The organism is Pseudoalteromonas sp. MT33b (genome assembly GCF_014117385.1).
Taxonomy (GTDB): Bacteria; Pseudomonadota; Gammaproteobacteria; order Enterobacterales; family Alteromonadaceae; genus Pseudoalteromonas; species Pseudoalteromonas lipolytica.
Genome location: NZ_CP059831.1, coordinates 1,629,222 through 1,650,071, shown reverse-complemented (window position 1 = coordinate 1,650,071; position 20,850 = coordinate 1,629,222). Strand labels below are relative to the sequence as shown.

Annotated in this window: 15 protein-coding genes; 8 read left to right on the top strand and 7 right to left on the bottom strand. The window is 41.9% G+C overall.

What is annotated here, in order from left to right; all coding sequences use genetic code 11:
* Positions 1-144: 144 nt before the first annotated feature.
* The 5 genes from H3302_RS07530 to H3302_RS07510 all read left to right on the top strand — a co-directional run bounded on the left by H3302_RS07530 (position 145) and on the right by H3302_RS07510 (position 7,392).
* Positions 145-1,668, top strand: a complete 1,524-nt coding sequence (locus H3302_RS07530) for a leucyl aminopeptidase (protein WP_182396325.1) — start codon at positions 145-147, stop codon at positions 1,666-1,668.
* 153 nt (positions 1,669-1,821) lie between these two features.
* Positions 1,822-2,487 (top strand): 5-oxoprolinase subunit PxpB, encoded by a 666-nt coding sequence (gene pxpB / locus H3302_RS07525; protein ID WP_182396324.1) that lies wholly within the window; start codon positions 1,822-1,824, stop codon positions 2,485-2,487.
* Positions 2,484-3,425, top strand: coding sequence for a biotin-dependent carboxyltransferase family protein (locus H3302_RS07520; RefSeq protein WP_182396323.1), 942 nt, complete (start codon positions 2,484-2,486; stop codon positions 3,423-3,425). Before pxpB ends, H3302_RS07520 begins: the two co-directional genes overlap by 4 nt.
* 392 nt (positions 3,426-3,817) lie before the next feature.
* Positions 3,818-5,485, top strand: a complete 1,668-nt coding sequence (asnB, locus tag H3302_RS07515; protein WP_065979900.1) for an asparagine synthase B — start codon at positions 3,818-3,820, stop codon at positions 5,483-5,485.
* Between the two features lie 329 nt (positions 5,486-5,814).
* Entirely contained in the window at positions 5,815-7,392 is a 1,578-nt protein-coding gene (locus H3302_RS07510; protein WP_065979899.1) for a BCCT family transporter, read from the top strand.
* A gap of 64 nt (positions 7,393-7,456) precedes the next feature.
* Here H3302_RS07510 and H3302_RS07505 read toward each other — a convergent pair whose 3' ends face one another.
* The 5 genes from H3302_RS07505 to H3302_RS07485 form a co-directional block, all read right to left on the bottom strand.
* Positions 7,457-8,164 (bottom strand): 3'-5' exonuclease, encoded by a 708-nt coding sequence (locus tag H3302_RS07505; protein ID WP_118844241.1) that lies wholly within the window; start codon positions 8,162-8,164, stop codon positions 7,457-7,459.
* A complete protein-coding gene (locus H3302_RS07500) occupies positions 8,164-10,062 on the bottom strand; it encodes a DUF294 nucleotidyltransferase-like domain-containing protein (RefSeq protein ID WP_182396322.1) in 1,899 nt (632 codons plus the stop codon). Before H3302_RS07500 ends, H3302_RS07505 begins: the two co-directional genes overlap by 1 nt.
* Positions 10,063-10,144: 82 nt before the next feature.
* Positions 10,145-13,222 (bottom strand): efflux RND transporter permease subunit, encoded by a 3,078-nt coding sequence (locus H3302_RS07495; RefSeq protein WP_081759716.1) that lies wholly within the window; start codon positions 13,220-13,222, stop codon positions 10,145-10,147.
* A 2-nt stretch (positions 13,223-13,224) separates the two neighbouring features.
* The gene (locus H3302_RS07490) at positions 13,225-14,241 is read right to left on the bottom strand and encodes an efflux RND transporter periplasmic adaptor subunit (protein WP_182396321.1); all 1,017 of its coding nucleotides are present in this window, start codon (positions 14,239-14,241) and stop codon (positions 13,225-13,227) included.
* Positions 14,242-14,572: 331 nt separating this feature from the next.
* Positions 14,573-15,580 carry a rhodanese-related sulfurtransferase gene (locus H3302_RS07485; RefSeq protein WP_118844238.1) on the bottom strand — a complete coding sequence of 336 codons (1,008 nt, stop codon included), beginning with the start codon at positions 15,578-15,580 and terminating at the stop codon, positions 14,573-14,575.
* A gap of 197 nt (positions 15,581-15,777) precedes the next feature.
* On the opposite strand from H3302_RS07485, the gene H3302_RS07480 reads away from it, so the two are divergent.
* Positions 15,778-17,103, top strand: a complete 1,326-nt coding sequence (locus tag H3302_RS07480; protein WP_182396320.1) for a DEAD/DEAH box helicase — start codon at positions 15,778-15,780, stop codon at positions 17,101-17,103.
* Positions 17,104-17,105: 2 nt separating this feature from the next.
* Positions 17,106-17,936, top strand: coding sequence for a S1 RNA-binding domain-containing protein (locus H3302_RS07475; RefSeq protein ID WP_182396319.1), 831 nt, complete (start codon positions 17,106-17,108; stop codon positions 17,934-17,936).
* Between the two features lie 409 nt (positions 17,937-18,345).
* On the opposite strand, the gene H3302_RS07470 is transcribed toward H3302_RS07475, so the two are convergent.
* Both H3302_RS07470 and dkgB read right to left on the bottom strand, forming a co-directional pair.
* Positions 18,346-18,930: an NAD(P)H-dependent oxidoreductase gene (locus H3302_RS07470; protein ID WP_065979895.1), complete on the bottom strand. Its 585-nt coding sequence runs from the start codon at positions 18,928-18,930 to the stop codon at positions 18,346-18,348.
* Position 18,931: 1 nt separating this feature from the next.
* Positions 18,932-19,732 (bottom strand): 2,5-didehydrogluconate reductase DkgB, encoded by an 801-nt coding sequence (dkgB, locus tag H3302_RS07465; protein WP_118844237.1) that lies wholly within the window; start codon positions 19,730-19,732, stop codon positions 18,932-18,934.
* Between the two features lie 107 nt (positions 19,733-19,839).
* Between dkgB and H3302_RS07460 the strand changes: the two genes are divergently transcribed.
* Positions 19,840-20,745 carry a LysR family transcriptional regulator gene (locus H3302_RS07460; protein WP_065979893.1) on the top strand — a complete coding sequence of 302 codons (906 nt, stop codon included), beginning with the start codon at positions 19,840-19,842 and terminating at the stop codon, positions 20,743-20,745.
* Positions 20,746-20,850: the final 105 nt, after the last annotated feature.

The following is a 20,850-nucleotide window of genomic DNA, read 5'->3' as shown; positions in this document are numbered from 1 at the left end:
TCATTAAAGCCTGTATATTTAAAAGACCGGCGAGTTTAATAAATCATTTCACCTTAAACGCGTCTAAGCTGTGATTCACCGCTAACAATTTAACTCTTTTGTATATTTAAGGTAAAAAGCACCTTTTTACATTGGGATATAATAATGAGAATTGCACATAGCCTAACCGCTCTCGCATTGGGTATAACACTTGCTACGCAAGTGAATGCAGCAGAGTTCACTTTCGCACAATCTATTAAACCAACTGACAACACATTAGTGCTGTTTTTTGATTCAAAAACAGGTGTTTCTGATTTCAATTACCTAAGCGCTGAAACGCAAGCCCACTTAGATAAAGTGGTTAACTTTGCAGACTTTAAAGCCAAGTACGGAAAAACATTAGAAGTCATTGCTCCAAACAACAGTGAACATCAACGTATTTTACTTGTTGGGCTTGGTGAGCAAGCAGAACTCAATGCTGCAAAAATGGCAAAGCTAGGAGGTAATGTTCACGCTAAGCTTCACAGTGCGAAACAAGCTTCGGTTAGTCTTGATTTTTCGGTGTTGAAAGAAACAGACACAAACGCCAAATATGCGGCCGAGTTTGCTCATGGTGCTAACCTACGTGACCACCGTTTTGAAGAATACAAAAAAGAAAAAGACACCCATGTAGTTAATTACACTGTCGACGTTGAAAATATAGACCAAGCGGTCAAAAACCACACTTTACTACAACATATTGAACAGGGTGTATTTTTAGCACGCGACTTAACCAGTGAAGTAGCGACAGAGATGACTCCAGCTGACTTTGCTAAAGCCGCAAAAGAGCTTAAAAAGTTAGGTGTTAAAATCACGGTTCTAGAACCTAAACAAATTAAAAAGCTGGGTATGGGTGCGCTCGAAGCGGTTGGCCGTGGTAGTGAAGAAGGTTCACGCCTTGTTGTTGCCCATTATCAAGGTAATAAAAACACACCTATCGCGTTAGTAGGTAAAGGTATTACCTTTGATTCTGGCGGTTATAGCCTTAAAACTGGCGCTTCAATTGCACGTATGAAATCAGATATGGCGGGTGCTGCAGCCGTACTAGGCACTGTAAAAGCAATGGCGTTAGCTAAAGCCGACACCAATGTTGTTGCGGTCATGGGGATGGCAGCAAACATGGTTTCACAATTTGCTGTTGCACCGGGTGACGTTGTTCGCACAGCTGAAGGTTTAAGCGTTGAGATTGTAAATACAGACGCAGAAGGACGCTTAGTATTAAGTGACGCTATGTGGTATGCACGCGATAAGTTCAAACCCTCTATTATGATTGATGTTGCAACGCTCACTGGCTCAAAAATTGGGGCTGTTGGCAACGAATACGCCGCCGTATTCTCAAAAGACGATCAATTAATTGAGCAATTAACACTGGCTGGTAAGCAAGTAAACGAAAACCTTTGGCGCTTACCGCTGGGCTACGACGATGCGTTAAAATCTGACATTGCAGACTTAAAAAATATTGGTTCTCACGGTCCTGGTGCAACAACAGCGGCAAGTTTTTTACAAAACTTTGCGGGTGACACACGTTGGGTACACATCGATATCGCGGGTAACGCACTTAACAATAAAGCAAAAAATGAACTCGCTGAAGGCGGTACTGGCTACGGTGTACGCTTATTGTCTAACTGGTTACTAAACAACAATAAGTAGCCTTTTCCTTTACTCTCTGCCAAGCTGTTATCATTATTTTATAACGGCTTGGCAGTGTTGAGTTTTTAATTAACGCTAAAGACTCATTTACATCTTCACTACTGGGCCTATATGCTAATTATCATCAACAAATAATAAAAAGTGTGACATACAATGGCTTCTACTCAACGACCACAGATCACAGCACTGACTACGCATTGCATTTTTTTCGATGTCTATGAGTCAGGGCAAGATGTGCTTGAAACACAAAAAAAGATTTGGGCACTCGCGCAACTTTGTCGAAATTCAGGGGACTTTATTGATGTGGTGCCTGCGAATAATAACCTCACCCTTTACTTAAAAGAGTCATCTCTACTTGCTAAGTGGCAATCTTCATTACTTAGTCACTGGCATGAGATTAAAAGCAATGATTTTACCTCTACGCATCATAAGCTCGCCACGGTGTATGGTGGCGATTATGGCCCCGATATTTCAGCGGTTGCTAAATACCATAATTTAACCATAGACGACGTGGCTCAAATGCACAGCAGTGCAACGTATCATGTTTTGTTTTTGGGCTTTCAACCCGGATTTGCATACCTAGCAGGCTTAACCCCCCAGTTATACACGCCGCGCCACGAAAAACCACGCATTCATGTCCCTAAAGGCGCGGTTGCTATAGGCGGTGAGCAAACTGGCGTCTACCCCGAAGACTCCCCAGGTGGTTGGCAAATAATAGGTCATACAGATTTCAAACTGTTTGATATAAATGCACAGACACCGTGTGCAATTGCACCGGGCGATACGTTAGAGTTTGTTATTCAGGAGGTGCTAAAATGATCACCATACTCAAGCCCGGCATGCAAATGTCTATACAAGATCAAGGCCGCGTAGGTTCTCGCCATTTAGGCATTGGTCAATCAGGGTGTGTTGACCCTTATGCACAAATCATCACTAATCGTCTTGTTGGCAATCCCGATAACCATCCCGTGATTGAGATCACGCTTGGACTTGCCGAAATACAGTTTGATAACGACTATTACATCGCCTTACATGGCACCGACATGAAAGCCACTGTGAATGGTAATGCTGTTCAACCGGGCTGGAGTTTTTATATAAAAAAAGGCGATATACTAAAGCTAAACGCAGCCCGACATGGGTTTCGAAACTATTTAGCTATTGGTGGTGACTGGCATTTACCAACGGCTATTTTAGACTCTTACTCAACCGATATTGCAGCAGGCTTTGGTGGCTTGCATGGTCATGCTTTAAAGGCGGGTGATCGTTTCGATATAACGCCTAAGTATGCAACTAAAATCGGATTAGGTGCCATGTTACCGCCAAAGAGTACACATATTCGTATTCTTGCCGGTCCGCATGCCTCAATATTACCTGATAATACATGTGAAAAGTTTACAGAGCATTCATGGCATATTTCGCCTAGCAGTAACAGAATGGGCGCACGATTATTAAGCGATGAGTGTAAATTAGCGCATTCATTGTCGCTGCCCTCAATGGCAGTTATGCCCGGAAGCATTCAATTACCACCTAATGGTGAACCCATTGTTTTACTAAATGACGCGCAAACAACGGGTGGGTATCCAATAATTGGTACTGTTATTGAGGCTGACTTGCGTCATTTTGCTCAGCTTAAACCCGGTGATTTCTTACACTTTGAGTTTGTTAGTCTTGAGCAAGCTCATTTAGCCCAGCAAAAGCTCGTTGCTCATCTAAATCAACTTGCAATTGCTTTAAAGTATAAAAATGCCAAAAGTTAACAGTCTAAAATGCCCTGTGTTTAAACTCGTTTGGCGTTTAATAAATGACTAACCCCCTAAACTAAGTTGTCTATACAAGAGTGTATTTACTTTTTGAGACAATGTTTACAGTGATATAAATTGTTTTTGCTGCGCCAAATTGGTGCAGCAAAAATAATTTTTACGTCGCTTATTTCATCAAATTTCTTCATTTTTACTAAAAATAATTCGTTCACTATTGTTCATACAAAGCTTTTGGATCAATCTGGTGCAAAGCCTGTGTTTTCGGTGCATAGATTATTCTTAAATAATTAAAAAACCTGTGTGACTTAGGTAATTATTTCTGTTAAAACAAAGATTCGCAGTTTTAAAATTATTGTTAACTGCGCACATAATTGGAATGAGGAGTCACTATGTGTTCAATTTTTGGGGTATTAGATATTAAATCTGATCCTGCCCAATTGCGAAGCCAAGCAATTGAGATGTCAAAACTATTAAGGCACCGCGGACCCGATTGGTCTGGCGTGTATTCATCAGAGAAAGCAATTTTAGTTCATGAACGACTTGCCATTGTTGGTGTGTCAAGTGGTGCACAGCCGCTTTATAATCCAGAGCGTACACATATTCTCGCTGTCAATGGTGAAATCTATAACCATAAAGAACTAGCGGCAAATTTAGAAACCGATTTTACCTTTCAAACTCAATCTGATTGTGAGGTTATATTAGCCCTGTACAAACAAAAGGGGCCTGAGTTTTTAGATGATTTAAATGGTATTTTTGCTTTTTGTTTATACGATGAAGAGCAAGATGCCTACCTAATCGGTAGAGACCACATTGGTATTATTCCGCTTTACACAGGTCATGACGAACATGGCAACTTTTATGTTGCGTCAGAATTAAAAGCACTATCGCCAATTTGTAAACATATTGAAGAGTTTCCACCGGGGCATTTTTTATGGAGCAAAGACGGTCAGCTACGTCGTTATTATTCACGTGATTGGCAAAGCTATGACGCGGTAAAAAACAATGATGCAAAAGTGAGTGATGTTAAAAACGGTTTAGAAGCAGCCGTTAAACGTCAATTAATGTGCGATGTGCCCTATGGTGTATTACTTTCTGGTGGGTTAGATTCGTCTGTTATCTCTGCAATTACGCAACGCTTTGCAGCAAAACGTATTGAAGACAACGACGAGTCAGACGCGTGGTGGCCTAAACTTCACTCTTTTTCGGTTGGGCTTGAGGGCTCGCCAGATTTAGCGGCAGCGCAAAAAGTAGCCGATATGATTGGCACTATTCACCACCCTATTCACTTTACCATTCAAGAAGGTATTGATGCACTGCGTGAAGTCATTTACCACATTGAAACGTATGACGTAACAACCATCCGTGCATCAACCCCCATGTACTTAATGGCACGTCAAATTAAGGCAATGGGCATTAAAATGGTGCTTTCTGGCGAGGGAGCTGATGAATTATTTGGTGGCTACTTGTATTTCCACAAAGCCCCTAACGCACAAGAGTTTCATGAAGAGCTAAATCGTAAAGTCTCTAAACTTAATATGTTTGATTGCTTGCGTGCGAATAAATCAATGGCGGCATGGGGTGTTGAAGCTCGCGTACCATTCTTAGATAAAGAGTTTGTCGATATTGCAATGCGCATTAACCCAGAAGCCAAAATGTGCAAAGACGGTAAAATTGAAAAACACATCATTCGCGAAGCATTCGATGGTTACTTACCTGATGAAGTATTATGGCGCCAAAAAGAGCAGTTTTCTGATGGTGTAGGTTATAACTGGATAGATACCCTTAAAGAATATGTGAGCATGCAAGTTAGCGATCAAGAACTTGCCAACGCAAAATATAAATACCCTATAAATACACCGGATTCAAAAGAAGCGTATTTTTATCGCAGTATTTTTGAAGATCATTTCCCTGGAGATGCATCAGCAAAGTGTGTTCCTCATGGGAAATCTGTTGCATGTTCAACACCTGAAGCACTTGCTTGGGATGAATCATTCCAAAATAATGCGGATCCTTCGGGTCGTGCTGCTGGCGTTCACAACGACGCTTATAAAAAATAGTAGCGAGAGCTGCAAGTCATAAGCTTGCAGCTTCTTTAGTATTAATCTGTTCGTTCTGAAACAATACTGTCATTAAACTTTTTTACTTTCTTCTTAACTTTGTTTAAAAACCCATCAAAAAACTGAGAAAATTGATTTTATTCGGCTATTTAGCGCCTAAAGCATTTACATTTTCCCTCTAACTCCTACACTAAAGACTACTATTTGGTACTAAATTGATTTGTCTTCAAACTATTTTCACGTTTATTGCGTAAAAATATTCTTTGGGCAAACGTGTTCCAACCGGCCATTTAGCTTTCTGCTAGATAAAATTACAACAAGAGGTATTCATGAGCGAACATCATGACAAGTACAGCATCGACAATACGGATTACACTGTCGGCCAAGACAATGTACAAAAATGGGGGTTCGATGTTCACAACCCTGTTTTTGGCATTAGTGCAGGTTTAATTGCAATCTTTTTAATTGCAACACTTATTTCAGACCCCGAAATTGCAAAAGCAACCCTTAACGGTATCAAAAACGACATTATTAATAATTTTGATGGTTTTTTTATGTGGTCAGCAAACTTATTCGTATTGTTTTGCTTTGCATTAATCATTTCACCCTACGGTAATATTCGTTTAGGCGGAAATGAAGCTCGCCCCACTCACTCGCGTATTTCATGGCTTGCCATGTTATTTGCGGCCGGTATGGGCATTGGTTTAATGTTTTGGGGCGTTGCTGAACCGGTTGCTTACTACACAGGTTGGTATGAAACACCACTCGGTGTTGAAGCAAATACCCCTGAAGCCGCAAAAATGGCTATGGGTGCAACCATGTTTCACTGGGGCCTTCACCCGTGGGCTATTTATGCAGTCGTTTCACTATCACTAGCGTTCTTTTGTTATAACAAAGGGTTACCTTTATCTATTCGCTCAATTTTCTACCCTATCTTAGGCGATAAAGCATGGGGATGGCCTGGCCACCTTATTGATATTCTGGCTGTGCTTGCGACCTTATTTGGTCTTGCCACTTCCCTTGGTTTAGGCGCTCAGCAGGCCTCTGCGGGTATTAATCATGTATTTGGGACTGATGCGGGCATCGGTTTGCAAATTGGCGTTATTACTGGTGTTACCTTGCTTGCGGTGATTTCGGTTATACGTGGTATTGATGGTGGTGTTAAACTGCTAAGTAATATCAATATGGTGATTGCCTTTGTACTGCTTGTATTTGTTGCTATTGTTGGTTTTGCTGCAGCCTTTGGTAATATCCCGAATACGGTGATGGGTTATGTCGAAAACATTATTCCACTGAGTAACCCACATGGCCGTGAAGACGAAACATGGATGCACGGCTGGACTGTATTCTACTGGGCTTGGTGGATTTCATGGTCACCGTTTGTAGGTATGTTCATTGCGCGCGTATCTGAAGGACGTACAATTCGCGAGTTCTTAATTGCTGTATTACTCGTTCCTACTGTTGTTACTATCTTCTGGATGTCAATTTATGGTGGTATCGCAATTGAACAAGTGGTTGATAAAGTCGGTGTACTAGGTGAAAAAGGCCTAACCGATGTACCACTGGCTATGTTCCAAATGTTTGAAGCATTACCTATGTCTCAAGTGCTGTCGTTCATTGCTATTGTGCTGGTGTTAGTGTTCTTTATCACGTCATCTGATTCAGGTTCATTAGTTATCGATTCGATTACCGCAGGCGGTAAAGTCGATGCACCTGTACCGCAGCGCATTTTCTGGGCGACCATTGAAGGCGCAATTGCGGCTGCATTAGTATGGATTGGTGGAACACAAGCCATAGAGGCGTTACAAGCTGGTGCAGTATCAACCGGTCTCCCTTTTACATTCGTGCTGTTACTTATGTGTGTGAGTTTAGTGCTTGGGCTTAGAACAGAGCCAAGAACTCGCTAGACAATATGGTATTAAAAAACGCCGCAATTGCGGCGTTTTTTTATTATGGGAATTATTACTTTAGTTAAATTAGTAACTCTCGTAATGGCGTGTCTGGTCGATAATGATACACTAATTGTGCCTGCAAAAGCTCAGCGGTTGCGATTGCATCCGTTAAGGCGTTATGATTTTGATATGCAGGTAACGAATAACGAGTTCGTGAGTCAGCTAATCTTACCGAGTCTAATTTACTGTTAAATAAACGCCCTATTAATCCCTGTTTCGCTTTAAGCGCTCTTCTTTCAAGTTCTAAGGTGTCTATTACTGCAAACTCTAAACCTTCACCTAATCGTGCGTTTAACGCTTGATACAGGAAGTGGCGTTCAATAGGCGCAAAATGCACAACAATCACTTTACCAGCTAATGCGGCTAATAACGGCTCAATTATCGACGAGAAGTCAGGCGCGCCAGTTAATTCGGAGTGTGTAATGCCATGAATGACTATTGACTCTTCATCGAGCTTTTGCCTTGGTTGAACAAGCCAATGTGCACTGTCTTTGCAATAAATTCGTTTTGATGTAAAAGGCACTAACCCCACACTAACAATATCGTCTTTATCAAAATTTAGACCGGTCGTCTCAAAATCTAACGCTACAAGGGGTACTTCACTAATCGGTAAATTAAGGTCGTTTACCGCACTTTGATAAAAATGTTGTATACAAGGATGACGACTCGTCGCTGATAGCGCTTTATAACGCGCAGGCCAGTTTTGTTTTGCGCTATTAGTGGTCATTACTTCACACCTGAATTAGCTGAATAACGGAATTTTAAGAAGTTCTGTGCTTTATCTAAAATCGCAAACGCTTCTTTTAAGTTTCGCTGTTCAAAAGGCGATAGCAAATGTGGCTCTAAATCGTTGTCGGGCGCTTCATCTAGCTTTTCTATTTGCCAAGCCTGATGACGAATACGGATCATGGCGATATATTCAAGGGCATCTCGTAAGTCTTGCGCTTTTCCTTCTGGTAATAACTTGGCATCAATTATATCTTCAAGTCGTTCAAATGAGTTTTGCTTACGGCTGCCTATCGCTAAAGCATGCACACGGATTACATCAGACAAAGGGGCTGTGCCACGACGTTTTAAGTTCATTGAGCGTTTATGTTGACCATTATGCTCTAATACAAAGTCTTTAAAAAAGCCCAGTGGAGGCGTTCTATTACGTGCGTTAGCTGCCATATTCGCTAAGAAACGCTTATTGCTGCGCCCTTCTTTAGCAATAAACCGTTTTAGTTCCTCTGCCCATTTGGTTTTGCCGTAAACACCATCAAGATCAAAAAATATTGAACTGTGCAATAATGCTTGTGGTTTTGGCTCTGCTATCCAACTAGCAAATTGTTCTTGCCACTGTTCCCGCGTTAAACGCCATTTTTTAAATGACGCCATAATTTCACCATCGCAGTACTTATAACCACACTCAGCCAAGCCATCACAGACAAAGTCAGCAAGTTTTTGAAAATACGCGTCGTGTAAAGATTCATCAAAACTATTGTCTAGAATAATTGCGTTGTCTTGATCTGTAACGATTAATTGCTCATCCCTTGCCATTGACCCCAGTGCAATGAAGCAATAAGGCACAGGAGGCGGACCAAACTTTTCTTCGGCTAAATCGAGTAGACGCTGTTTGAATGTTCGCCCTATCACTGCCATGGCAGTGCCAATCATATGAGAATTAGCATCTTCATTAACCATCCGCACAAATACATTAGGCAGCTGGCGCGCATAATAAGCTAAGTCTTCAACTGATTGCTGAGCAAGAATGCCACGCACCAGTAATAAACTACTTTGCGATTCATAGCGCAAAATATCTGATAACGAAATAACCCCAATGGGTTTTTTCTTAATAACAACGGGTAAGTGATGAATATTATCTCTGAGCATCGCTAGTACGGCTTCAAACACGTAGGCGTTGCTATCGAGTAATACAAGATCAGTCTGCATTATTTGCTGAGCATGAGCTTCGTAACTTAATCCTTGTGCAATAACACTGGAACGTAAATCGCGGTCAGTTATGATGCCAACAACTTGGCCATCATCATCATCAGGGTCATCGCTAATGGGTTTATCGGCATCAGTAACCAATACTGACGACACCGACTCTTGCGTCATCAACTGCGCAACAAACTGAATTGTTGCATCTTTTGTGACCGTGACCACATCTCTGTGCAGTAATGACTTTACTTTTGCGGTAGTTAAATCATTGCTATCGGCTTGCTCGACGATAGCTTGGTGCAAACGTACATTACCATCAGCCTCAAAGAAATCTGCAAATGGTTCGTACTCGTCGCAATACTGGTTAAACAACTCCACATTAATACAATAAACAAGTGTGTCTTCGAGTGCTTTTGCCGGAAAACGTACTTTACGATTCATTAGCAAACCCATTTGGCCAAATATGCCCCCTACGGTTAAGCGGTTATATAATTCACCATCACGGCGATACATTTCCACGGCACCGGTACGAATAACATATAAATCGGCTATGTCGTCACCGTAATTTAATATCTCGGTGCCAGCACGAAAATAAGCAATTTCAATTTGCGACGCTAATTTATTTATTGCCTCTTCTGGTAAGTCATCAAATGGAGCATGATCACTTAAAAATTGTGCAATATCGATGTGTTCGGCTTGCATACGCATACCTAGATTGGGTGTTTTTATTGATTGTGGAGGTAATTGGCTATTTTTTCAAAGAAAAATAGCCAATTAAGGTCGATTAAGCGTTTTCTAACTCATCGGCAAGGTGTTTAGACTCATCACCACGAGGTTTGGTAAAACGTGCTAAACCAAGGTAAATAACGGGGGTTAAATAAAGCGTGAATAATACCGCTAAGGCTAAACCACCAAACACCACCCATCCAATGGCATTACGCGCTTCGGCACCGGCCCCTGTCGACAAAATGAGCGGTAACGCACCCAGTAAGGTAGATACCAACGTCATAGCAATCGGGCGTAAACGAACTAACGCAGCTTCTTCAACAGCGACCCTCACTGAACGACCTTGGTCACGTAATTGGTCAGCAAACTCCACCAGCAGTATCGCATTCTTAGCAATTAAGCCAATCAACATAACTAAGCCTATCTGCGAGTAAATATTTAAAGACGTACCCGTTAAATACAGAGCCAAAATAGCCGACGTGATACCAAAAGGCACCGTGATCATAACCACAATCGCACTGTTTACGCTTTCAAATTGTGCCGCGAGCACGAGTAAAACGATTAAAAAAGCCAATACGTAGGTTAACAGTACTTCATTAGCGGTTTCTTCAAATGTAAGTGCTTCGCCTTTAAAGGCAAGGCTAATACCATTCGGTAAGTTAGTCTCGGAGATGTCACGAATTTTGGTGACCAATTCAGCGATAGTGACATTTTCGGGTAGTTCCATACTTAGCTCAATTGCACGACGCTGTGCATGGCGCTCAAGCTCAGCTGCCACGCCTTCTTCAGTAATCGTTGCAACACTGCTGAGCGGCACAAGCTGACCATCTCGCGCCCCAACGTATAAGTTGGCCAGATCATTTGGGTTAGTGATGGTTTGATTTTGTGCCTGCAACATAATAGGAATTGATTGATCACCAATGTTTAAATCAGCAATATCATCACCATTTATCGCCGCTCTTAACGTGATTGAAATATCACTTAAAGACACACCTAGCTCTTCTGCACGGCGTCTGTCTATATTAACCCGTAACTGTGGCTGCGACGGTTGGTAGGAAATTCTCACTGGCGCAACCTCTGGAATTGCGTTTTCTATTTCAGCTGAGAATGCCTGCGCTGCTTTAAATATTTCTAAGTAATCTTGACCAAGCAGCGCCAGCTCAATGCCACCCCCTTGACCACGCAAATTTAGACTGTTTGAACCACCAGGGTAACCAGCTGCACCAGGAATATTACCCAGCGGTCCACGTATTTTATTAATGATTTCTTGCTGACTAAAGTGACGCTCATCCCAATGCTTTAAAGGCACGGTAATGAATACAATATTGGGATCCCATTGCCCAACAACGGTATATATTGACTCAATTTCGCCACTTTCTACAAAAGGCAGTAATATATCTTCCATTTGCACGGCTTGCCTATCCATAAAGTTAAGGCCGACACCATCGGGGCCACGTGCAAAAATTCGGATTTTGCCTCTGTCTTCTGTGGGCAATAATTCGTTATCAAGGTTCATATACAGTGCACCTGAGCCCGCAGCGACAATTAAGCACACAAAAAATGTAATCCATGCATGGTCTAATACACCATGAATGGTGCGTTTATAAACAGCCGCTAAGCCATGCCCAAGTTTTGCAAAGGGATGAAATCCCCCTTGCTTTAATTTAAGTTTAGAGGTTAATGCAGGGACTAAAGACAATGCGACAAAACTAGAGATAATCACCGCGCCCGCGAGCACTCCACCAAATTCACGAAACAACCGCCCCGCTGTTGATGGTAAAAACGCAATAGGTACAAATACTGCGGCCAATACAGCCGTGGTGGCCACCACCGCAAAAAATACTTCGCGAGTACCAATTACCGCAGCGGCTCGCCGCCCAAGTCCTAGACCGCGTTGACGTTGAATATTTTCACTCACCACAATCGCATCATCAACAATCAAACCTGTCGCTAATACTAAAGCCAGTAACGTTAATATGTTGATTGAGAAACCCAACGCCCATATCAGCGCGAGCGATCCAATTAAAGCAACGGGAATCGCAAAAGCAGGCACCAGTGTTGCGCGCCAAGAGCCAATAAACACCCACAGCGTTATAACAACTAACAACACGGTGAGTAACAACGAGTTGATTACTTCGTCTACTGAGCTGCGAATAAACTGTGCGTCGTCGGAGGTGAGCGTAAATTCCATTTCGGGGAATCGCACACGCATTTTTTCAATCAGTGTTAATACTTCATCTGAAATTTCAATGGTGTTCGACTGGGCTTGACGAATAATCTCCATGCCAATAACAGGTGTGCCATTTAATCTTACGAACGAACGAGGATCTGCAGGGCCAAAATACACAGCGGCGACATCGCCGATACGCGTGTCATCACGAACAATAATATCTGCGACTTGTTCTGCTGAAATTGAAGTGGCATCAGCACGGACAATGACTTGTTGATCGCTCGACTTTAAACTCCCTGCCGGAACATCAAACGGCGCTTGGCGTAATACATTAGCAATGTCGGGCACAGTGAGATTAAAGCTGCTTAATTTAAGGGGATCGATTCTAACCCTTAAAACTCGTTCACGGTCACCATTTAAACGTACATCAGCCACACCGGGAATGGTTAAAAATTGCGGGGCTAAGTCTACATCAACGCGTTCAGTCAGTGCTTCAAGAGATAATGTATCACTCGAAACAGTTAGCGACACAACCGCTTCAGCGTCGTTATCGGCCTTAATAATTGATACCCGTTCAACTTCTTCGGGAAGTTCGCGTTGTACCCGTGCAACCGATTCACGCGTTTCGTTTGCAGCATCATCTAAGTTAACACCCGGGCGAAATTCGACCACGATACGTGCGTTGTTTTCTTCACTTTGCGCGCGAATCGACTTTACCCCACTTACACGAGCGACTGCACCTTCAAGTTTACTTGTTACTTCGGTATCAACTGTTTCAGGTGAACCACCCGGAAACGATGCTGACACCGTAATACGTGGCCTGTCTACATCTGGAAGCTCTCGTACTTCTACGCCAGCAATCGCAGCAATACCCGCAATAATGATCAATAAGTTCAACACCACTATTAAAACAGGTCGGCGAATTGCCATTGACGGCAAGTCTTCCATCATTGGTTGTTGCTTCATCATTACTCCTTGGCAAGCTTAACGTCGTTAGCAAATGTCAGCTCTTGGTTAGGGCGTAATCGTTGTACCCCCTCTGTCACTAACAAGTCGCCTTTATTTAACCCCCCTGATACGAGCAATCGCCCTGCTAAACGCTGCTCAATTTTTACATCAACACGGGTTGCTTTTTTATCGACACTTTTCCATACATACGGACCCGCGGCACCCCACATCATGGCTGCTTCTGGGACTACTGCATATTCATCGCCTCGAATATTAATGTGCACGCGAAAGCTCATGCCTGGCATAAACTGCTTTTCATTGTTATCTAGTTTTGCTTTGGTTCTTATCGTGCGTGTTTGTGCGTTGATACGTGAGTCTAACTCAGCCACTGTTGCGGTATACACTTTATCACCTAACCATGGAATAACCTCTACCTCAGACTTCTGCTTAAGCACAGAAATTGCGGCCTCAGGCGCATTAAAATTAATATACAGCTGAGAAATGTCATCGATGGTCGCTATTGCAGTTTGTGCGGTGATCCTGTCCCCAACTTCTACGTCGGTAAGGCCCATTACGCCGCTAAAAGGCGCCCGGATCTCACGATCTTCACGTTCCGTTTTAGCGTACATTAACTTTACTTTTGCTAGTTCATAAAGGGTTTTAGCATCATCTAAATCGCTTTGCGGAACAGCACCTCGGGCATGACTCTCTTCAAGTCTTTTCATGGTGCGCTCGGCATCTTTTAAGGTAATTTCAGCTTCTTTAAGGGCGGCTTGTTGTCTGCGTGAGTCTAGTTCGAGTAATAAATCACCTTTTGACACATTATCGCCCGGTTTAAAATACACCGCGGTCACTCTGTCACCCACTGCGGGGTACAACGTGACTGAATGAATCGCCTCTGCGTTTCCAACGGCTTTAATTTGCTGCTTTGCTTTTTCAGTTGTAACGGGTTCAACAACCACATTGGCCGCCTGTGCAACAGATATGCAGGAAATACAGGCGATTAAGGTCCATGAATATAATTTGCCAATTGTCAAAAGTTCACCTAAATAAGAATCGTTTTAATTGTTACGAAGTGTAACAGCTTTGTGATCAATAAAAACAAGACTTCGTTTAATAAACAAAATGATGAGGCGAAATTAATAATACCTGTGCTTATAATCAAGTGCTCTGCTTCAAGGTAATAAATCCTATCGAAAGCGATGTAAAACAGTGCACCTATTTAGTCGTTAAATGGGGTGTGTTATCACGGTGACATTTAGCCACTTACTGACATTAATTAGCTGTATGAGTGGCAGATAATGTTTAGGTCATAAAAAAGCCCCAGACTATGCTGAGGCTTGTATATTATGCTTTAGAAGTGGAAACTTATTGTTGGCGCTGTGCTTCTTTTTGCGCTTTTTTAGCTTCTTTACGTTTACGAAGTACTTCTTGAGCTTCGTTGCCAATGTGGCCTTCGCCACGAGCTTGTGCTAATTCGATTTGCTTTTGACGCTCAGCAAAACGAGCACGCTGCTCTTCTGTTAGGCTGTCGTGACAGTGATGGCACGATACACCTTCCATGTATTCTGGCTTTAACTTTTCGTCTTCTGTGATAGGCATACGGCACGCATGACATTGGTCGTATGAACCTTTTTGTAAGTCGTGATTAACCGCTACACGGTTATCAAATACAAAACATTCACCTTCCCACATGGTTTCTTCTTTTGGTACTTCTTCTAAGTACTTAAGAATTCCACCTTCTAAATGGAAAACTTCGTCGAAACCTTGTTCTTTCATATACGCCGTTGATTTTTCACAACGGATACCACCCGTACAGAACATAGCCACTTTTTTGTGCTTTTCAGGGTCAAGGTTTTCTTTAGCCCACGCAGGGAATTCACGGAACGTTTTAGTTCGTGGATCGACCGCGTTTTGGAAAGTACCAATTTCGATTTCGTAATCGTTACGCGTATCGATTAAGATCACTTCAGGGTCTGAAATTAATGCATTCCAGTCAGCTGGTTTTACGTATGTACCCACTACTTCACGCGGGTCGATACCTTCAACACCCATGGTTACGATTTCTTTTTTCAGTTTAACCTTAGTGCGGTAAAACGGACATTCATCGTCGTATGACTCTTTAGTCACAATGTTGTCTAGGTTTGGTTGTGTATCTAACCATGCAAGTAGATTGTCGATACCTTCTCGCTTTGCAGACACCGTACCGTTAATACCTTCAGCCGCTAATAACAAGGTACCGCGTACTTCATTTTCTTCCATCACATTGAGTAATGGTTGGCGAATTGCTTCAAAATCTGGAAGGGCTACAAATTTGTAGAGTGCGCACACAACGAAGTGTTCGCTGGTTACATTGTCTTTATGTACAGCAGTCATAGGTTACCTTTTGCTTTAAATGCCATAATTGGCGTTAACCGAATCGCAAATCCGGCGCATTGAGGGCGCGTATTTTACGCGAATTAACGCTAATTGCAAAAACTCTAACGAAATAGCTGTGTTTTTACTGTCTCCAACTATGGCAAGTACGTTATAATAAACACGATTTACTAATTTTGCTCATCGGAGATTAAGCATTGCATTTTACTGAACTTGGGATTGATACACGCCTCGAAAAACAACTTGCGCATCAAGGCATCACCCAGCCCACCGATATTCAAGCTCACGCGGTACCAACAGCTATCGCGGGCCATGACATTTTTGCACAGTCAAAAACAGGGTCGGGCAAAACGCTGGCGTTCTTATTACCCGCTGTACAGCGCGTAATGAAACAAAAAGCACTCAGTAAACGAGATCCTCGCGTTTTAATAGTGGCCCCTACTCGCGAGCTGGCTACTCAAGTTTATAGCCAACTTAGGCTACTAATTGCTGGCACAAATATAAGCGCGGTGAAAATTTTAGGTGGTGAAAACTTTAACGACCAAATTAAGGCGCTTCGTAAAGACCCTCATTTTGTTGTGGGCACACCGGGTCGTCTTGCTGACCATTTAGGGCAACGCTCATTGCAGCTTTCAGGCCTTGAATTACTCATTTTCGATGAAGCTGACCGTATTTTAGATTTAGGCTTTACCGAGCAAGTTAAAATGATCAACGAACTTGCCGATCATCGTTTACGTCAAACTTTATTATTTTCGGCGACGCTAGATCATGCACAGGTAGATGCTTTATCACGCAACTTACTGCGCTCGCCAAAACAAATTTTATTAAGTGCCTCTAACGAGCAGCACAGCGACATAACGCAAAAGCTTTATTTAGCGGATCACCTTGATCACAAAGAAGCCCTACTTGAGCACTTTGTAAAACAAGACGATGTTGGTCAGTGCATTATCTTTACTGCAACCCGCGCCGACACCCAACGTTTAAGCCAATGGCTAAATGATAAAGGCTTTAAAGCGCAAGCGCTTGCTGGCGATTTAACGCAAACTAAACGTTTGGAGATCATGGACGCTTTCAGTCGTGAGAATTTTAAAATATTAATTACCACCGACGTCGCATCACGTGGCCTTGATTTATTAAGTGTTACTCACGTCATTAACTTTGATTTACCTAAACATGCCGAAGAATACGTTCACCGTATTGGTCGTACAGGACGCGCCGGTTTTAAAGGCACTGCAATATCGCTTGTCGGTCCAAAAGACTGGCCTAGCTATAAAGCAATTAAAGCATTCTTAAATGATGAACTGAGCTTTTTCACCGTCGAGGGCTTGGTAGGTAAATTTAAAGGCCTACGCGAGAAAAAAGCGGATACTGTTTGGAAAAAAGCAGAAGAAAAAATGTCTGCAAAACCAGTAAAACCTAAACGTAAAGCCGCTCCTAAAAAACCAAAAACGCCAGTTAAACCCCCTATTGATGTGGATGGTTTTTCACCTATGCGTCGTAAGAAAAAACCAGAACAGGAATAATAATGAGCATTCTTGGAACTACCCAAACATTATTCGTTAACGAAATATCAAACGAAGGCGCCTATTTAGATGGCCGCGATTTAGGTGAAGTGTTTTTACCTAGCAAAGAAATTGAATACGAAATTGAAGCTGGCGACAGTGTTCAAGTATTCATTTACCTTGATCATGCTGGCCACCCGACTGGTACCACTAAAAAGCCACTTGCTCAAGTTGGCGAATACGCCCTATTGCGCGTCAAAGCAATTAACAACACCGGTGCATTTATGGACTGGGGTTTAGAGAAGGATGTACTTGCACCATACAACGAACAAAAGCCAAAAATGAAAGAAGGCTTTTCGTATTTAGTACGCTTATACCTAGATAACGCCAGTCAGCGTATTTGTGCATCAAGTAACTTTAATAAGTTTTTATCAAAAGATGAGCCTAACTATGCACCAATGGAAAAAGTTGAGTTAATCGTTGCGGGCAAAACAGACCTAGGTTACAAAGTACTGGTTAACGAAGCACACATTGGTGTGGTGTATTACAACACAGTATTCAAAAAGTTATTCGTTGGCCAACGCTTAACTGGTTACATTCAAAAAGTACGTGAAGATGGAAAGATTGACGTACTACTCGAAAAACCAGGCATGGGTAAAGTAAACGACCTTAGCGAAAAAATTCTAGATAAATTAAAAGCCGAAGGCGGTATTTTACACCTAGGTGACAAATCTGACCCAGAAGCAATTAGAAAAACCTTTTCGACCAGTAAAGCAAACTACAAAAAAGCCATCGGCGGTTTGTTTAAACAAGGTTTGATTGATATTGAAGCCACGTCAATTAGGTTGAAATAAGCTACGAGCTACGAGCTACGAGCTACGAGCTACGAGCTACGAGCTACGAGCTACGAGCTACGAGCTACGAGCTACGAGCTACGAGCTACGAGCTACGAGCTAACAAGATTATTGATATATATGAAAAAGAGTAAAGTGAAAGCTTTACTCTTTTTTTATTGGTTTTGATAGCTGTAACAAATAGGCGCGGTAAATTTTCTAACACTATAATGCCCCTTTATGTGTTTCGACTGCGCTTTACCTCAGAGTATGGTTTGAAGTTTGACCTACTTTTACTATCACCAATACATCGAGTAATGTGTACAGATTATCTCATGCCTAACCCCCATCCTCTCTGTATATAAGAGGATGGATAGATTGTAATCCTGTACAATCAGGTGCAGCCAAGAGGTGACTGTATTGTTCTAGATTAACTTGAAAACACTTCTTTCAAGTGTGCTTTATACCTATCAAAGTCGTTTTCTACCTGAGGGTTTTTAATGACATCATTACACATAAAGGTGCCCAAAGGAGACATGCCCAAAAACTGATGAGCTTTATGAAATGGCAAGTACACACCGTCAACACCTACCCCTTCAAAAAACTGAGAAGGATCAGTAAACGAATCTTGTGGGGCATTCCATGTAACCGAAAGCATATACTTTTTGCCTTGAAGCAACCCACCAGAACCATATTTTTTGTCGCTATCACTTCTTGTTCTCCCATCGCTTTGATACAAACGACCATGACCAAGGGTAAACACGTCATCAATATACTTTTTCACAATCCAAGGGGCTCCCATCCACCATGCAGGATTTTGGTGGATTACGACATCTGCCCATAACCATTTTTCAATTTCAGTTTCTATATCGTAGCCACTATCGACTTCAGTAACTTTGACATCATGGTTTAACTCGATTAAACATCCATGTGCTAGTTCTACCAACCTACGATTAAGTGTTCCTTCAGAGTGAGCAAACTTTTTACCGCCGTTGATAATTAATACATTACTCATTTTAATCATCCCATTCTGGAGCAAGACCATCAGGGCTCACTTGACGCCCATTGCGTTCAAGACCATCGATCAAATCAATGTCTTCAATCGTCAATCCGAGTTGCTTTGCTTGCAGGTTGCTGATGAGATTTTCGCGTTTGGTTGACGATGGGATCACGGCAAATTCCTTGGCTAATGCCCACGCCAACACCACTTGCGCTGGTGTTGCTTTGTACTTACCTGCAATATCAATAATCAAAGATTCCTTTAAAACTTCACCATAGGCTAATGTCATGTAAGAGGTTACTTGTATACCGTTTTCTCGCATATATGAGACTAATTTCTGGTTTTGCAAGTATGGACTTAGCTCAATTTGGTTTGTAGCAATATTTTCTTTGCCTACTGCATCGAAGGCTTTGTGTAACAACTCAATATTGAAATTTGACACCCCAATTTCTTTAGTTAGCCCAAGGGATTTTGCCTCTAGCAGAGCCTGCATATACTCTTCGATATTTTCACTCTCACCAGGCCAGTGAATTAGTGTTAGATCCACATAGTCCATTTTCAGTTTCTCTAGACTTTCCTTGAGGCTTGGGATGAGTTCAGCCTTAGACATATTGTCTACCCAGATTTTGGTTGTGATGTACAACTCTTCTCTAGGTATGCCAGAATCCACTAATGCTTCTCCAATGCTCGCTTCATTACCATAGATTTGAGCAGTATCAATCGCGCGATAGCCAACTTCTAATGCGTTTAATACTGAACTTTTTACCACCTCGCCCTCTAAGCGAAAAGTGCCTACACCAAATGAAGGTACTGTCATAACGTCTCCAAAGTTTTTATGTTGTTGCTGTGAGTACTAACTTTACTTGGCAGGACTAATTCATTAAAGTTAATATTAATCAATTTTTAATTTACAAAAGGTAACGAATGAAATCGACTTTGGATGAGATGAAGGCACTAGTCGCTGTTGTAGATACAGGAACGGTACGAGGGGCGTCAGAAATTCTTTCTATTACACCAGCTGCAGTGAGCAGAACTATCTCAAGACTGGAAACAAAACTAGAAACTACGTTATTGAGTCGTACTACTCGTAGGTTAAGTGTTACGTCAGAAGGAAGAATTTACCTAAAAAGAGTTCGAAAAATACTCGAAGAAGTTGATTTCGCAGAGGATCAATTAAGAGTCCAAAAAGATAAGCCTTCAGGTCTTTTACGAATTAATGCAGCAACGCCCTTCGCAATTCACGGACTTGCACCTTGTATTACCCATTACCAAACGCTGTACCCTGACGTTGAAATCGAACTGAATACAAGTGAAGAGAATATTGATTTAGTCGGAAAACAAACGGATATTGCTATCCGTATTGGTCAACTTAAAGATTCAACATTGAGAGCTGTATTTATTGGTAGCAGCAGAATACGCATTGTTGCTAGCCCTGAGTATCTAGAGAAATTTGGTGCGCCAAGTTGTATTGATGAACTATCCAGCCATAGGCTATTGGGATTTAGTAAGCCTGAAATTTTGAAAAATTGGCCACTCATGAATGAAAACGATAAGGTTTTTAAAGCAACGAGTAACTTGCAAGCAGATAATGGTGAGGTAATTCGACATTTAGCGTTAAGTGGAGCAGGCATCGCATGCTTATCTGATTTTATGACATATAGAGATAGGAAAAATGGCAGTTTGGTAGAGCTGTTCAAGGATTCTTCTCTCAGAATAGAGCAACCTATTCATGCCATTTACTATAAAAACTCAGCAACATCTCTGCGAATTTCATCATTTATCGAGTTTATCAAAAGTAACCTTAAAATTGATAATAATGAGTTCATGTAGCTCTTCCTTATCACCAGAGCTACACTTTAGATTGAGTGATTTTCCATACTTTTAGTAATCCGTACGTTACTAATTTAGTGATGTCACTGACACGAAAATGTCCAT

Bases quoted from the DNA above. Each gene is read 5' to 3' on its own strand.
- H3302_RS07530 (WP_182396325.1), top strand. From the start codon at position 145: ATGAGAATTGCACATAGCCTAACCGCTCTCGCATTGGGTATAACACTT.
- pxpB (WP_182396324.1), top strand. From the start codon at position 1,822: ATGGCTTCTACTCAACGACCACAGATCACAGCACTGACTACGCATTGC.
- H3302_RS07520 (WP_182396323.1), top strand. From the start codon at position 2,484: ATGATCACCATACTCAAGCCCGGCATGCAAATGTCTATACAAGATCAA.
- asnB (WP_065979900.1), top strand. From the start codon at position 3,818: ATGTGTTCAATTTTTGGGGTATTAGATATTAAATCTGATCCTGCCCAA.
- H3302_RS07510 (WP_065979899.1), top strand. From the start codon at position 5,815: ATGAGCGAACATCATGACAAGTACAGCATCGACAATACGGATTACACT.
- H3302_RS07505 (WP_118844241.1), bottom strand. From the start codon at position 8,164: ATGACCACTAATAGCGCAAAACAAAACTGGCCTGCGCGTTATAAAGCG.
- H3302_RS07500 (WP_182396322.1), bottom strand. From the start codon at position 10,062: ATGCAAGCCGAACACATCGATATTGCACAATTTTTAAGTGATCATGCT.
- H3302_RS07495 (WP_081759716.1), bottom strand. From the start codon at position 13,222: ATGAAGCAACAACCAATGATGGAAGACTTGCCGTCAATGGCAATTCGC.
- H3302_RS07485 (WP_118844238.1), bottom strand. From the start codon at position 15,580: ATGACTGCTGTACATAAAGACAATGTAACCAGCGAACACTTCGTTGTG.
- H3302_RS07475 (WP_182396319.1), top strand. From the start codon at position 17,106: ATGAGCATTCTTGGAACTACCCAAACATTATTCGTTAACGAAATATCA.
- H3302_RS07470 (WP_065979895.1), bottom strand. From the start codon at position 18,930: ATGAGTAATGTATTAATTATCAACGGCGGTAAAAAGTTTGCTCACTCT.
- dkgB (WP_118844237.1), bottom strand. From the start codon at position 19,732: ATGACAGTACCTTCATTTGGTGTAGGCACTTTTCGCTTAGAGGGCGAG.
- H3302_RS07460 (WP_065979893.1), top strand. From the start codon at position 19,840: ATGAAATCGACTTTGGATGAGATGAAGGCACTAGTCGCTGTTGTAGAT.